The 15,064-nt window shown below is 36.5% G+C and carries 14 protein-coding genes; 4 read left to right on the top strand and 10 right to left on the bottom strand.

Annotated elements, in window-relative coordinates; translation table 11 throughout:
- Positions 1-20: 20 nt before the first annotated feature.
- On the top strand, positions 21-149 hold the full coding sequence (locus tag ACN1CD_RS09875) for a hypothetical protein (protein ID WP_419130226.1): 129 nt from the start codon (positions 21-23) through the stop codon (positions 147-149).
- A 101-nt stretch (positions 150-250) separates the two neighbouring features.
- The gene (locus ACN1CD_RS09870; RefSeq protein WP_419130225.1) at positions 251-1,453 is read left to right on the top strand and encodes a class I SAM-dependent methyltransferase; all 1,203 of its coding nucleotides are present in this window, start codon (positions 251-253) and stop codon (positions 1,451-1,453) included.
- Positions 1,454-1,651: 198 nt separating this feature from the next.
- On the opposite strand, the gene ACN1CD_RS09865 is transcribed toward ACN1CD_RS09870, so the two are convergent.
- Both ACN1CD_RS09865 and ACN1CD_RS09860 read right to left on the bottom strand, forming a co-directional pair.
- A complete protein-coding gene (locus ACN1CD_RS09865; RefSeq protein ID WP_419130224.1) occupies positions 1,652-2,011 on the bottom strand; it encodes a DUF1304 domain-containing protein in 360 nt (119 codons plus the stop codon).
- 48 nt (positions 2,012-2,059) lie between these two features.
- The gene (locus ACN1CD_RS09860) at positions 2,060-2,305 is read right to left on the bottom strand and encodes a hypothetical protein (protein WP_419130223.1); all 246 of its coding nucleotides are present in this window, start codon (positions 2,303-2,305) and stop codon (positions 2,060-2,062) included.
- A 150-nt stretch (positions 2,306-2,455) separates the two neighbouring features.
- Here ACN1CD_RS09860 and dnaK point away from each other — a divergent pair, with 150 nt between their 5' ends.
- Positions 2,456-4,366 carry a molecular chaperone DnaK gene (gene dnaK / locus ACN1CD_RS09855; RefSeq protein WP_419130222.1) on the top strand — a complete coding sequence of 637 codons (1,911 nt, stop codon included), beginning with the start codon at positions 2,456-2,458 and terminating at the stop codon, positions 4,364-4,366.
- Between the two features lie 421 nt (positions 4,367-4,787).
- Here dnaK and ACN1CD_RS09850 read toward each other — a convergent pair whose 3' ends face one another.
- From ACN1CD_RS09850 to ACN1CD_RS09815, 8 genes are all read right to left on the bottom strand, one after another.
- The gene (locus tag ACN1CD_RS09850; RefSeq protein WP_419130221.1) at positions 4,788-5,861 is read right to left on the bottom strand and encodes a phosphotransferase enzyme family protein; all 1,074 of its coding nucleotides are present in this window, start codon (positions 5,859-5,861) and stop codon (positions 4,788-4,790) included.
- Positions 5,852-6,751 carry a nucleotidyltransferase family protein gene (locus ACN1CD_RS09845; protein WP_419130318.1) on the bottom strand — a complete coding sequence of 300 codons (900 nt, stop codon included), beginning with the start codon at positions 6,749-6,751 and terminating at the stop codon, positions 5,852-5,854. The genes ACN1CD_RS09850 and ACN1CD_RS09845 overlap by 10 nt, the downstream gene beginning before the upstream one ends.
- Before the next feature lie 61 nt (positions 6,752-6,812).
- The gene (locus ACN1CD_RS09840; protein WP_419130220.1) at positions 6,813-8,381 is read right to left on the bottom strand and encodes a helicase HerA-like domain-containing protein; all 1,569 of its coding nucleotides are present in this window, start codon (positions 8,379-8,381) and stop codon (positions 6,813-6,815) included.
- A gap of 99 nt (positions 8,382-8,480) precedes the next feature.
- Positions 8,481-8,777, bottom strand: a complete 297-nt coding sequence (locus ACN1CD_RS09835; RefSeq protein WP_419130219.1) for a chaperone modulator CbpM — start codon at positions 8,775-8,777, stop codon at positions 8,481-8,483.
- 4 nt (positions 8,778-8,781) lie between these two features.
- Complete coding sequence (locus tag ACN1CD_RS09830) at positions 8,782-9,681, bottom strand: DnaJ C-terminal domain-containing protein (protein WP_419130218.1); 900 nt, start codon at positions 9,679-9,681, stop codon at positions 8,782-8,784.
- Positions 9,682-9,979: 298 nt separating this feature from the next.
- A complete protein-coding gene (locus ACN1CD_RS09825) occupies positions 9,980-10,300 on the bottom strand; it encodes an AAA family ATPase (RefSeq protein ID WP_419130217.1) in 321 nt (106 codons plus the stop codon).
- 36 nt (positions 10,301-10,336) lie between these two features.
- On the bottom strand, positions 10,337-10,744 hold the full coding sequence (locus ACN1CD_RS09820; protein ID WP_419130216.1) for a helix-turn-helix domain-containing protein: 408 nt from the start codon (positions 10,742-10,744) through the stop codon (positions 10,337-10,339).
- Positions 10,745-11,175: 431 nt separating this feature from the next.
- Positions 11,176-13,593 carry a prolyl oligopeptidase family serine peptidase gene (locus tag ACN1CD_RS09815; protein WP_419130215.1) on the bottom strand — a complete coding sequence of 806 codons (2,418 nt, stop codon included), beginning with the start codon at positions 13,591-13,593 and terminating at the stop codon, positions 11,176-11,178.
- Positions 13,594-14,020: 427 nt separating this feature from the next.
- Between ACN1CD_RS09815 and ACN1CD_RS09810 the strand changes: the two genes are divergently transcribed.
- Complete coding sequence (locus ACN1CD_RS09810; RefSeq protein WP_419130214.1) at positions 14,021-14,443, top strand: hypothetical protein; 423 nt, start codon at positions 14,021-14,023, stop codon at positions 14,441-14,443.
- Positions 14,444-15,064 lie beyond the last annotated feature (621 nt).

Here is a 15,064-nt window from a genome sequence, read left to right as displayed (position 1 = left end):
CTAACGCTATTTTTTATTAAATGAAAACGTTTAATTACTTTGGAACGATTACAGATAATGTCTCTTTATCGTTTTCTAAATCGTATTACCTCTCCAATACCACCATTCAAATCGCAAACCAATTTTTTTATACCGATGCATTGATTTAACAACACCAGCAACTAAACAAAGCATCGCTTCATTGTTACATTATTTGCCTTCAGGAGTTCTTCAAAGAAATTGGTTTATCTTTGTGCTTTAAATTTTATTGATGGTATTTTCAGCACACGTAGAACAATTTATATCTGCCTTAGAACAAAGCTTAAGCTTACAGCAGTTTGTGAAAATTTCTTTGGGGAATTATAAAGGCTCGGAAGAGGGATTGAAGCAACTTTTAATTAGAAAAGTCTTAATTAAAAGAGAAGCAAAACTGGCATTTACTTTTCGCTATAAAACGCGTGATATTCTAAAAAACTTTGATGAAGAAGAAGCGGTAAAGCTCATTTCGGAATATTTGCAGACTGGGTTTAAAATTGCTACGCTATTTACTACCCAGAAGGATTTAATTTTTGAAGAATTAAATAACGGTAAAATTGTTTTAAGAAAAACGCAAGCATCAACCAAAGAGGTTCCAACGGCTCATCACGATCAAGAGAAGTTGAGGTTAATTAAGCCTGATTCAAAACCTTATTTAACCGAGTTAAAAATTACGGATGCAGATGGCAAAGTGTTTAAGAATGCGCAGGATAAATTCCGCCAGATTAATCATTACATTGAAATTCTTAGTTCTTTGATAAAAGAATTGCCGGAAGGAACCATTAAAAAAGTTGCTGATATGGGATCTGGTAAGGGCTATTTAACATTTGCCTTGTACGATTATTTGCATTCGGTTTTAAAGTTGGATGCAGAGATTGTTGGGGTGGAGTACCGCCAGGATTTGGTTGATTTATGTAATGGTGTTGCTGATAAATCCAATTTTGACCAATTAAGCTTTGTTGAGGGAACGATTGAAAATTATAATGCAGAAAATGTTAATTTATTAATTGCGCTTCATGCTTGTGACACCGCTACTGATGATGCTATTTTTAAGGGGATTAAAGCAAATGCCGAGCTGATTGTTGTTGCACCATGTTGCCATAAGCAGATTCGGAGAGAGATAGAGCAAAACAAAGTGAAGAATGATGTTTCTTTTTTAACTAAGTATGGAATCTTTCTGGAACGTCAGGCTGAAATGGTTACCGATGGGATTCGTGCTTTAATTTTGGAATACTTTGGGTATAAAACTAAAGTGTTTGAGTTTATTTCTGATGCGCATACGCCTAAGAATGTATTGGTTGTTGGGGTGAAGAAAGTTGAAAGCATAAAGACTAAAGCTGAAAGCGAAAGACAAGCGGAGATTTTACAGAAGATTAAAGCAAGTAAAGCATACTTTGGAATTGGTTACCACCATTTAGAAAGATTGTTGGAGTTGTAAATTAACCGCAAAGAACACTAAGTTTTCGCAAAGGATCGCAAAGCTTCAGGCTAAATAAAGTGTAAAAGGTTGGGGTTTTAGTTTAACCGCAAAGAACACTAAGTTTTCGCAAAGAACCGCAAAGCCTTCTAGCTAAAACTAAAGCAGAAACAAAGGTTAATCCCTTATTTAATGCAATACCAACTAATAAGATCAGGCTTACAGGTGTAATAAGATTAACGCGATTAATGCCGGGATTGATTGCACATAAAGAATCTTCTTACTGGCAGTTGCAGCGCCGTAAATGCCGGCAACGATTACGCAGCATAAGAAAAAGATAGCTACATAAATTTTCCATTGATGATCGCTGATACATAACGACCAGATTAATCCAGCTGCCAGAAACCCATTATACAAACCTTGGTTTGCTGCCAATGCTTTTGTTTGTGGAAATAAATCCTGAGGAATAGTTTTAAAAACTTTAGGTGCTTTGGTGGTCCAGGCGAACATTTCCAGCCAAAGAATATAAATGTGAAGCAAGGCGACGAAGCCGATTGCGATTTGTGCTGCTAGTTGCATTATTAAGAAATCTAAAGATTTAAATGATTACACAGATTGATTCTGCTTTTAAATATATAAAACTTTAAGGATTATTGTGTTTAGTCGGCCAGTGGTTTTTTGCATTGACTGATGTATAATAAACCCGATAAGAGCGAACACGTAGTGTAACGAAGTAAAGCGGTTAGCGGGACTGCTGCTTCCGAAGTATTGCTTGCTATCATTTTCAAATCCGTTTAGAAATATACCTTGCTTTGGTCTTTCTGTTTTAACCTTTTTGTCTCCATCATCCATCTGCCATACAACATTTTCCATTCTTTTATGTCATGCTGTCAGTAAACTTTAAGCTATTTTTTTACATTTTATCAGTCTTTTGACGTTATTTTCTGCCAAAAGCCAATTGGCACAAGCATTGTTTAATAGCTAGCAATTACAATACTTTAAAAGAAAGAAAATAAAAATACAATGGGAAAAATTATTGGAATAGACTTAGGAACAACAAACTCTTGCGTGAGCGTAATGGAGGGCAATGAGCCTGTAGTTATAGCGAACAGTGAGGGCAAACGTACTACACCGTCTATTGTTGCTTTTGCAGAAAACGGTGAGCGTAAAGTTGGCGAGCCTGCTAAACGTCAGGCTATAACCAACCCAACAAAAACGATATATTCGATTAAACGCTTTATGGGTAACAGCTACGACGAAAGTTCTAAAGAAGCTGGACGTGTACCTTATAAAGTTGTTAAAGGTGATAACAATACACCGCGTGTTGAAATCGACGACAGAAAATATACTCCACAAGAGATTTCTGCAATGATTTTGCAGAAAATGAAAAAAACTGCTGAAGATTTCTTAGGATACGAAGTTACTGAGGCGGTGATTACGGTACCTGCTTATTTTAACGATGCACAACGTCAGGCTACTAAAGAAGCTGGTGAAATTGCAGGTTTATCTGTAAAACGTATCATTAACGAACCAACTGCAGCTGCTTTAGCTTATGGTTTAGACAAAGCACATAAAGACATGAAAATTGTTGTGTTTGACTGTGGTGGTGGTACTCATGATGTGTCTGTGTTAGAATTAGGTGATGGCGTTTTCGAAGTAAAATCTACTGATGGTGATACACACTTAGGTGGTGATGATTTTGATCACATTATTATTGATTGGTTAACTGAAGAATTCAAATCTGAAAACAGCATGGACCTTGCAAAAGATCCAATGGCTTTACAACGTTTGAAAGAAGCTGCTGAGAAAGCTAAAATTGAATTATCAAGCACTACATCAACAGAAATTAACTTACCATATATTACTGCTGATGCTAGCGGCCCTAAACACTTAGTGCGTACATTATCTCGTGCTAAATTTGAGCAATTGGCTGGTGATTTAATTAAACGTACTATCGATCCATGTAAATCGGCTTTGAAAAATGCAGGTTTAAGCACAAGCGATATCGACGAAATTATCTTAGTTGGTGGTTCAACTCGTATCCCTGCTATTCAGGATGCTGTTAAAGCTTTCTTCGGTAAAGAACCAAGTAAAGGTGTTAACCCTGATGAGGTTGTAGCTATCGGTGCTGCTATTCAAGGTGGTGTTTTATCTGGCGATGTTAAGGATGTATTGTTATTAGACGTTACGCCTTTATCATTAGGTATCGAAACTATGGGTGGTGTAATGACTAAATTAATCGAGTCTAACACAACAATCCCAACTAAAAAATCGGAGACTTTCTCCACTGCAGCTGATAACCAGCCTTCAGTAGAAATCCACATTTTACAAGGTGAGCGTCCAATGGCTGGCCAAAACCGTACAATTGGTCGTTTCATTTTAGATGGTATTCCACCATCGCCTCGTGGTGTTCCTCAGGTAGAAGTTGCTTTTGATATTGATGCTAACGGTATCTTACACGTAAGTGCAAAAGATAAAGCTACTGGTAAAGAGCAAAAAATCCGTATCGAAGCATCTTCAGGTTTAACTGATGCTGAGATCAAAAAAATGAAAGAAGAAGCAGAAGCTAATGCAGCAGATGATGCTAAGCAAAAAGAAGAAGCTGATAAAATCAATGGTGCTGATGCATTAATTTTCTCTACAGAGAAACAATTGAAAGAGTTTGGTGATAAATTATCTGCTGATAAAAAAGCGCCAATCGAATCAAGTTTAGAGAAATTAAAAGCAGCTCACTTGTCTCGTAACTTTGCAGATATCGATGCAGCACAAGCTGAATTGCAAGCGGCATGGAACGTAGCTTCTGAGGAAATGTACAAAGATGGCGGTCAGCCTCAAGGTGGTGAACAACCACAAGCTGATGGTCAACCTCAAGGTGGTGGCGATAATGTTACTGACGTTGATTTTGAAGAAGTAAAAGAAGACGATAAGAAATAAGTCTTAAGTCTGAAGTCCTGAGTCGAAAGCCTTGGGAGGATATAAAAAGCGTTTCTGATTAAGTTCAGAAACGCTTTTTTAGTTTGGAGTTGAGAGTTTGGAGTGGAGAGTTTTGGGCGGAAATAGCAAGTGTTCCTGACTAAGTTCAGAAGCGCCTTTTTTAGTTTGGAGTTGAGAGGTATGAAGAAATCTTAATACTGTTGCTATATAAGTTAGATCGTAGCGAGACGCTACAACCAGATAAGAGGTTTTAACAGCGATTGTAACTTATATGTTCCTTACATGCCTATATAGGTTAATATTGGCATCATCGATTAGACTTACGAAGTTATTCCTACGCACAAGCCCTTGAAACTTCGTAAGTCGGAGATATTTAAAGGCCATCGGTGTGGGGAAACTTCGTCAGTTTCAGAAATCAACTTTATTGGTTTTTGTCAATAATCCCCTGCAATTCTTTTTCATTTATCAATAACTCAGAAAGCAATTTAAACTGATTTTTAGCGCGATCTAAGTTTTGAGTAGGATAGTTTATAGGGTAATAAATATTTCCGTTTAGAAAATCAGTTAAGAAGCGTAAAGCCTGCATGTAAATAATATACCGGCCAGAGAAAAGAATCAGCTCCTTTTCTGTTTCGGTTAAAATACTTTTCATTTCAGAAAGATACCCTTTAATCATCGCCTCAAAATAAGGCAATCTGATTTTGATTCTGGTTAAATCTGTTTCATTTTCAGAGAAAGCACAGAGATAGGTTCGCATCATATCGCCTAAATCTGATATAAACTTTCCAGGCATAATGGTATCTAAATCGATAACACAAACACCTTTAAAAGTTTCTTCATCCAAAAGCACATTGCTAATTTTAGTATCATGGTGCATTACCCGATCTGGAAAATCATCTCTCTGTGAATAAGAGGTGTAATAATCTAAAATATATTTATGATTCAATGCATCTTCAATCTGAATTTCAGCTTGCTTTTTTAATGCTTCTGGTGCTTTACTTAATGCCTGTGTAAACTGTTTATATCTCAATCCTAAATCGTGGAAGCCGGGGATAGTAGGTTCAAGTGTTTGCGTATCGAAATTATTAAGCAACCTACTCAATTTACCAAATTGTTTAGCGGCTTCAAAAGCTTGCTTTGGATCAGTTAAAACATCAAGCGAAACTGTTTGAGGTACAAATGGTAACAATCTCCAAAACTCCTGATTAATATGAGCCATTTCTACTCCTTCGATAGTAGGAATAGGTTTGATGAAAAGATAATCAGGATGGTGTTGAGCAAGGTAATCTGAGATAGCCTTTAAATTCCCTGCGATGGCCCAGGGCGATTTAAAAACGGAAGTGTTAATTTGCTGAATAATGTATTTCTGCTCTTCAGCCAGGGGAGAAAGCAAATAGGTACGGTTAATTAAACCCGTACCTATTTGTGTGATTGTTGTGTTTTCTTTAGTAAATCCGTAAGCTTTTAAAACTTCAGAATCTAAATTTAGTTCCATAGTTTTTCAGGATAGGTTCCGTTTTTAACCAATTGGTCTATAGAATCCTGAACATATGGCTTATCTTCTTTATACGTTACACCAAACCATTTATTCGAAGTTGGTACCACTTTGATAGTAGCAGTATTGTTCTGTACCAGACTTTCGCCGATAAGTGGGATAAAGAATTCTGCTTTAGGTTTATCTTTATTAGCCATTGCAAATTCTTTAAATAATCCTTCTGTGATTTCAAAAACAGCTGGAGTAAAGCCCCAGAAATTCATCGACACGGGCGTACTAAAATCTAATGGAAATTCTTCGCCATTTTCTTCATAGAAAATTTTTCCATCTTTTGGATAAACTTTTGTACGCTCAATAATCTCTGATAAGTTGCCTGATTCATCTACTTTACAAACCCCTCTCGATACTGAACCGAACTCAGAAAGTGTTTTGCCGATTTCGTATCCTATGATTGAATAGTTACTATCTGTAGCTTCTGTATTTAAGAAATCTGCCATTTTTTTAAAGGCATCAAATCCATAATAATCATCGGCATTAATTACGCAGAAAGGCTCATTAATTACATCCCTGCCCGATAAAATGGCATGAGCTGTTCCCCATGGTTTTTCTCTGTAAATTTCTTCTTCGATTCCGAATTGTTTTAGGTCGAAATTTTGGAAAACGTATTCAGTTTCTATTCTGCCATTAAGTTTTGGCTCAAAAATAGATTTAAAGTTATCTTCAAATTCTTCTTTAATGATAAATACAACTTTGCCGAAACCAGCGTTAATTGCATCATATATTGAATAGTCGATGATGGTTTCGCCATTTGGGCCAAAGCCATCGATTTGTTTCATACTTCCATAACGGCTTGCCATTCCGGCAGCCAATATTAATAGTGTAGGTTTCATCATTTAAAATATTAAATCGAGCGTTTCTTTTGTTGTGTTAATTTATATTACCAAGGCTTTTTTAAAAACCCAAAAAGCCTCCGGTTTTAGATCTCGTTTTCTTTCCTGTTAGCATTCCGAAGATACCTCTAACAATTTCTTTGCCAATCTGGCGAGTAATTGTTGCATCCATTACTTGCTCTACCAGGCTTTTTTCTCCTGGCTTTGCCTTATTCTCCTGTTCCTCTTGCTTTTGTAATTCTTTTTGTTGTTTTTCCTGTTCTGCAACTTCGGCCTGATCATTAATCTTTTTAGTCAGCATTTCATACGCACTTTCGGGATCGATTGCATCTTTGTATTTAGCATACATCTTACTGCTATTTATCAGACTCTCGAAATCTGCCGAACTTAATGGTCCCATCACCGAGCGGGGAGGCGTAAGCATTGTAGCAGAAACTTCGGTTGGTATTCCTTTTTCATTTAAAACGGTAATCAATGCCTGGCCAGTACCCAACGAAGTTAAAACTTTGTCTATCTGGTAAAAATCAGATTTAGGATAGGTATTTACTGTTTTCTTTAGTGCATCTACATCATTTGGGGTAAATGCCCTAAGCGCATGCTGTACCCGGTTTCCTAATTGCCCCAATACACTTTCAGGTACATCGGTTGGAGATTGGGTACAGAAAAATACGCCAATTCCTTTTGATCTGATTAACCGGATGATGGTTTCAATTTGTTCTAAAAATGCTTTTGAAGAGTTTTTAAATAATAAATGGGCTTCATCAAAAAAGAAAACCAACTTGGGTTTTTCTAAATCGCCAACTTCGGGCATGGTATTAAATAATTCAGCTAAGAGGCTCAACAGAAATGTAGAATACAATACAGGCTGGTTTTGCACATCGGCAATATTGAGTAAACTAATGGTTCCTTTACCATCTACGCGTTCGAACAAATCGTCGATATCAAAAGATTTTTCGCCAAACATGCCACCTAAACCTTGTTGCTCAATGGCTACAATTTTTCTCAATATTGTGCCAGATGTAGCTGTTGAGATGCTGCCGTAACTGCTTTTAATTTCTGCTGCTCCGGCACCTTCTGATAAATAGGAAACTAGTTTTTTTAAATCGTTCAGATCGATAACGGGCATTTTATTGTCATCTGCATATTTGAAAATGACTGCCATCACACCAGATTGTGTATCGTTCAAATCCAGAACTTTCGATAAAAGAGTCGGGCCAAATTCGAGTACAGTCGCCCTCATTTGAGCACCCAGTTTTCCTGATAACGAATAGATTTCAAGCGGAAAAGCGGTAGGTGAAAATGGTTTGTTTAATTGTTGGGCACGCTCTTCGATTTTTGAATTTACCTGGCCTGGTTGATTCAATCCAGATAAATCGCCTTTAACATCTAACATAAAAACGGGTACACTGGCATCAGAAAGTTGCTCGGCCAGGAGCTGTAACGTTCTGGTTTTACCAGTACCGGTTGCGCCAGCAATTAAGCCATGTCTGTTCATCATCTTTAATGATAAATTAACTTCAGCTTCGCTGTAAACCTGTCCGTCTAAAATGCCTGCGCCCAAGTAAATATACGAGCCGGTTGGGGCATAGGATGCTTTTATCTTATCGATGAATGTTGACGACTCGCTCATGTTGTTTTATATGAATGCCAATTTAAGAAACTAATTTTATAATAAATGTGCATTTACCTTACCAATCGGTTCAATTTATTGCACAATTTGGTTTACTGTTTAATTGAAATGTTTACTGTGGATAAGGTCGGCTTTTAACGCATTTATTTCACTTTGCATGGTTTCTACCTGATTTAATAAATGTGCAATAGCATGTAAACCCTCCAGGTTAATATCGAGGTCTTTTGCCAAACGAACATAACGCTCTAGTTTTGAAAGTTCGCCAGACGATAGAAAACTGGATTGCTTTTGTGTGGTGGTTTTGATTAAACCAAAATCTTCAAGTGATTGAATAAAATCAATTTCCAAATGATGATAGATACAAATATCATTCACGGCTATTAGATTATTTCTCATTGTTTTAGCTTTTAGAAAGTTTTTCAAATAATTCTATTTGCTCGGCGTTTAAGTTTGTTGGTAATTTTACCTGCCACTTAATATAGAGGTCGCCAAACTGATCATCTTTTTTATAAATCGGGAAGCCTTTGCCTTTTAAACGTAAGGTAGCATCTGGTTGTGTGCCTGCCGGAACCTGCAACTTTACTTTCCCATTTAGGGTTTCTACAATCTTTTCTCCACCTAAAATAGCAGTATATAAATCTATCTCTTCCTGGGTATAGATGTCGTTGCCTTTTCTCTTAAACTTAGGGTCTTCGCTGATATTGAATTTAATATACAAATCTCCGGGTTGACCATTATTTGCCCCTGGCGCACCATAACCGGGAAGCTTTATTTTCTGGCCATTTTCTACTCCTGCCGGGATGGTAATCCGCACCTGGCGGCCATTAACCGTAAGCGTTTGTTTATGTGTGGTGTAAGCGTCTTTTAAATTTAATTGTAAATCGGCATTATAATCTTGCCCTTTAAAAGGCGATTGCCTGCCGCTTCTACCGGCCCCACTACCAAACATGGAGGAGAAAAAATCTGAAAAATCATCTCCGCCGAAGCCGCCAGAATAGCCGCCGCCGCTACCATAACCGCCACCTTGAGATTGATATTGCGAACGTTGTTTTTGCTGCGCATCCAGTTGATCGGCATGTTGCCAATCTTTACCATATTTATCGTATTTCTTACGCTTATCAGGATCACTTAAAACTTCGTTAGCCTCATTAATCTGCTGAAATTTTTTATTCGCCTCTTCATTATTCGGGTTTAAATCGGGGTGATATTTCCGGGCTAATTTTCGATAAGCTTTTTTTACATCATCAACCGTTGCCGTTTTCTTTAAATCAAGGATTTTATAGTAATCTATGTAGTCCATATGCTGTTAACAAATTATTGAGGTTTATGTTCAAATGCCTCGCGGATAAATTTACTGTAAATATTTCAGGTGTTTGTTTTCGGGATCAAAATTTTAAATACACAGAAGTTTTAAATGGAAAATGCCTCCGGTTTTGGGGGCATTTGGAGGTAAAGATTAATCAGGAAAAATTTGTTAATCTTTAAGTCTCTTATCAAAATCTATCAGAAATGTTTTAAAAAAGGAACAGTTGTTCGAAATGGTATTTAAATCAAGCAGGTTAAAAATATCAGGACAATGAGATTCTTCAAATTTTTTATTAAGTTTTCTCGTCGCTTCTTTTAGCCTTCCTTTTGGATCGGCAATATGCATCGGATTGCCTGGATATTTTAAACTTGTTGTCGCTATTTGTGGATTTTAATATTAACTCTGCTGATTTAAAGGTGTATTGTAAAACTCTAAACATCGAATAAATGGCATCATTCAGAAATTCTAATAAATTAGATTTGCCGGAGCCATTCGGACCTATAATAACATTAAGTCCTGGGTTGAGCTTGATGTGTAAATTATCTATAGATTTAAAGCCCTTCAAGAAAGCCTCCTCTATATGTAATTTATGTTTGGTATCGCTTTCAGACATTTAATTAATATTGTGGTAAAACTGGTAAACAGAGAATTACTTTCCTTTCAAAATTTCTACTTTCTCCTGCTCACTTGATAGTAAACGTTCATAGAGTTTTTTATTTTCTTCCATTAAATCTATTAGTTTATCTAACGGATTAAAGGTACAGTGGTAATTTACTCCTGGTCCATTTACAACTTTATTATCGTAGTTATTTTGGATATTATTAATCACAGATTCATCACTATAATTCTTTATAGCTTCCTTCGATACGCCTAATACATTGGCAATTTTATCTAAGGTACTATCTTCTATTTCTTCGCTTTGTTCTAATTTGCTCACCGTTTGTTGGCTAACGCCAAGTTCTGCAGCGAGTGTTTCCTGCTTCATTCCACGTAGCTCTCTTATACGGCTGATTTTTCTACCTATGTTAGTGGCATTTGTTTTTCCTGTGGTTTCCATATTCCAAATATATCTAATTTTTGTGTGGTAAAAAACAATATGGAGTTGTAGTTAACAATTGCCTATTTATGCATATAAGGGGATAGTATAAGTTTATCTTTTGTAAATAGCAATAGTATAAATTTATTAACCATATAAGGCATTTAAGGACATATAAGGCTAAATGGAGAAGAACGTTTAAAAGAGTTACAGTAGGCAACATAAGATTTGCAGTAGGCTGCATAAAGTTTACAGTAAGCAACATAAGGTTTGCAGTAGCAGGAATAAGGAAAGCAGTAAGCAACATAAGCGCTTGGGTTAACTTTTTATTTTTACCACCTTAGGCACCTAAGTAAATATAAGCTCGTTTGGTTATTAGCTTTAATAAAAAAACCATTACAATACCAGCAAATGCCAATACTGTAATGGTTTTTTAATAAATTTAGGGCAAATTATTTTTTTCCTTTTACATATTTTTCTAACCATTGGTCTTCTTCCCAAAGGGTATGAAGGATGTTTTCTTTACCACGATAGCCATGTGCTTCGTAAGGTAAGAATACAAATCGGGTGGTGCCGCCGGCACCTTTAATGGCATTAAATAAACGCTCACTATTAATTGGGAAAGTGCCTGGGTTATCATCAGAATCGCCATGAATTAAAAGCAATGGTGTTTTAATTTTATCTGCATAACTGAACGGACTCATTTCGTAATAAAGCTGCGGAACCTGCCAGTAAGTGCGTTCTTCATTTTGAAAACCAAACGGCGTAAGTGTACGGTTGTAAGCGCCACTACGCGCAATTCCTGCAGCAAAAAGATCGGTATGGGCCAGTAAATTAGCCGTCATAAAGGCGCCATAACTGTGGCCACCAACTGCCATTCTTTTCTTATCACCCACGCCTAAATCAGCAAGTTTATTAATGGCAGCTTCTGCATTTAATTTAAGCTGCTCTATAAATGTATCGTTTGGTTTTTTGCCGTCTTTTGCCACGATTGGCATTTCTGCATTATCCAGAATGGCATAACCACGGGTTACCCAATAAATTGGCGATCCCCAGTTAATGGTTGTAAATTTATCTTTCGAGCCACGGATTTGTGCCGCATCTGCTGCAGAGTTAAATTCACGCGGATAAGCCCAAATAAGGGTTGGGAGCGGACCATCTTTTGCCTTATCATAACCTTTTGGTAAATACAAATCTCCAGTCAAATCCACACCATCGGCACGTTTATAAGAAATTTTTTCTTTAGTGATGCCATCAAGAGATGGGTAAGGGTTTGCAAAATCTGTAATGGGCTGATCGGCCATGCGAAGCATAAGGTTTTTGATGAAATAATTTGGAACCATTTTCTGGCTCTCCTTGCGGGTTAGTAAGATCAATTTATCAGGATTGATCACATCGGTTACATATTCGAATGTGCCTTCTGCACTGCGCCAAATAATTTCATTCTTTTTCGAAGCCAGGTCAAACTTCGCTAAAAAAGGTAAATCGCCTTTTTCTGATGAACCTATAGGGTTGTTCATCAATAATTTGGTGCCATTATCTATGGTTTTAATCACCTGGCGGCCATACTTGTTTTTGGTAGTTACCGGATTACCTGGATTGCCATAAGCATCGGTTTGATTACGGGTATAGAGTTCTTCAACAGCGCCCGTAGTAGGATTATACCTGCTTACTTTATTCGTTTGCTTACTGCGTAAGCCTTCCATAATCAGGGCTAAGTTAGCATCTCCCCATTGTACACCGCGGTAACGTGTTTGTGTTTTGAATAATTCTTTTTCACTTCCGGTAAATGGCGCACTTAAAGCGTAAACTGCATCATGGAAAGGAACATTCTTTTTAATTAAACCACTATCTAAGGGTTTAGCCCAAACCAATGTGGCAGGCTCATCATCTCTCCAATCAAAACCACGGGCAACATTTTGTGTATTGTCGTAACCAGATGGTGTACCTTCAGATGATGGTAATTCTGCAACAACTTTTACCGTTTTGCCATTTAAATCTGTAATGCTAACGGTTGATGGAAAACCATAGGCAGAAACGAGATAAGAAAAAGGTTTCCGGATGGTTTCCGTCATGAGATAAGTTTTATCTGGCGATAGGCTCACTACTCCATAAATTGTGGGCTTGCCAATTGGCGTTTCTACGCCTGCGGTATTTTTTACCAATTGAGCAGTAGCGAAAAACTCGAACAACTGTTCATCAAAAGGCGATTTAATTAAATCCTGATAGGTTGCACTTGGAGCGGCTTTGCCTAAGTTTTGCTGAATGGTAGGCCCTTTAGGCATTAAGGGTTTGGTGGGTGCAGCGCTTGCTGGCTTGGTTACCGCGCGATAAATTAATGTATTGTCGTTTAACCAGATTAAGCCACTACCCAAAACAACATTTAAAAATGTTTTATTGGTTTTTACGGCCTTTTTTGTTGCAATATCAATTACATATAAATCAACGCCTTTTTGAGTAGTATTGGTAAAGGCAATTTTTGTTTCTGCAGGATTCCAGCTAATGTTACCGGCATATAGCGGGCTGGGTAAACCTGTAACCTGAGCAGTTTGATTCGACTTAATGTTTTTTAAACTAAAATTATTGATGTAATTCTGCCTGCTTGGAGAATAATTGTTGGGATTTAACCTTAAACCAGCAATCCGGTATTCGGGCATTGCCAATTCTTCTACAGATGGATAGGAATTGCGTTCGCTAAATAAAATCCATTCTGCCTTGCCATCAATACTTACTCCCGGAGTAGGTTTGGCTAGCAATAAATCTGCGATTTCTTTGGGCGGTGTTTGATAGCTAACCGCATCTTGCGCAGCTGCATTTAGCGAAACAAAAGCCCCTGCTACTACTAAATAAACGTATAAATTTTTAATCATTTTTTAAATAAGTTGTTGATAAAAGGAATAGTCAAAGATTGGAAATTTAAAGGTATCGTCTCGTAACTTCTTATTTACAGTATTATTATATGGGAAATATTTTAGCTAATTTTAGTTGCTAGCGCTACTGAGTATTCAAAATTCCTCGGCGCATTTAATATTTGTATGATCTTAAGTATGGAAAGTGGTTATAAATCTCTCAATACTGTACATAGGTTTTTTTTCTGTAGTTTTTGTATGACGTATTTATCGATTTAAATTATCGTATTTGTCACTTTTTTTCTTAGAAATACCTAAAAATGTTGATCTATGTCAAAAAATGCGTTCATTTTATACAATATTTTGCGTTTTTTCCTACTTTCGTCCTGTCAATCGTCCCCGATATTGATTTAATTGAATTTTTTACACTTAAAAATTAATTATCTCGATGACAACAAAAGTAAAACATGGTGAGATTTTAGAGCGCGTTGTGCGCCGAAATCGAATGGGAATTAGTGAGCTTTCAAGAAAGCTGAATGTTAGTAGGAGAACAATCTACAATTGGTTTGGCCAAGATAGGCTCCATCAAGAAATCATTTGGCAGATTGGACATTCATTAGGACAGGATCTTTCAATTTCATTTCCTGATGTTTTTCCAAAAAGCAATTCCGAGACAGAACACCCTGTCGAAGCCAGTGAGAAACCAGCAGGCAATTCAAATTCAGTATATTTCTGGATGAATAAATACATTCATTTATTAGAAAAATACAATAGTTTATTAAGTGTTGAGGAGGAGCAGGCGCATGCTGAAGATCAGCATAAATCTATGCCTCTAAGAAACAGAAGAACAGAAACGTTCATGTTTCAGTAAAAGCTTTTAGCTATTGCTGAAAAAAAGAATCTAAATCGATGTAAAATACCTTTTATTTAAAAAGATTAAAAGCAGAATAAAGTTGATATTTCTACATGATAAGAAATAAAGATCTCAAAGAATGTTGCAAAAAATCATTTTAAATACTGGGGAAGTCTTACAAAGAATTTGATATAATTCTAACAACCCAAAACCAGATATAACCAACAATGGTCATTCTCTAAATTAAATAAGTACTAATCTGGAACTTACTTAATTTTCTGACAAAACAAATATAGCCACTTATAAAAATAAGTGGCTATTTCTTTTTAAGGGTTCTGCCTTTTATGGTGTGCCTGCCCTCCGCGGATTACCCACTCACAGGACTTTTTTATCACTTTGTTTATGAACAACAATTTAGTGAAATGTTGGTTTCATTCTACAAAAAAATTTTACACATCCTGTGGATAATGTGAATAACTAAAATTTTATCAACTCAAACATTTATTATAGATGTTGGTTTTGTAAATCGAGATATTAAAATAAAGCAGTTTCAGCGTCGTATTTATAGAGAAAATAGGAGTTGTTTATTTTAGAAATTTTCCTCCACGATATCTTAAAAAAACATAATTTTCACCTTTC

The sequence above is a fragment of the Pedobacter sp. N23S346 genome, from assembly GCF_048515415.1.
Taxonomy (GTDB): Bacteria; Bacteroidota; Bacteroidia; order Sphingobacteriales; family Sphingobacteriaceae; genus Pedobacter.
Note: the sequence above shows the minus strand (reverse complement) of the source record. Positions and strands in the feature narration are given on the sequence as shown.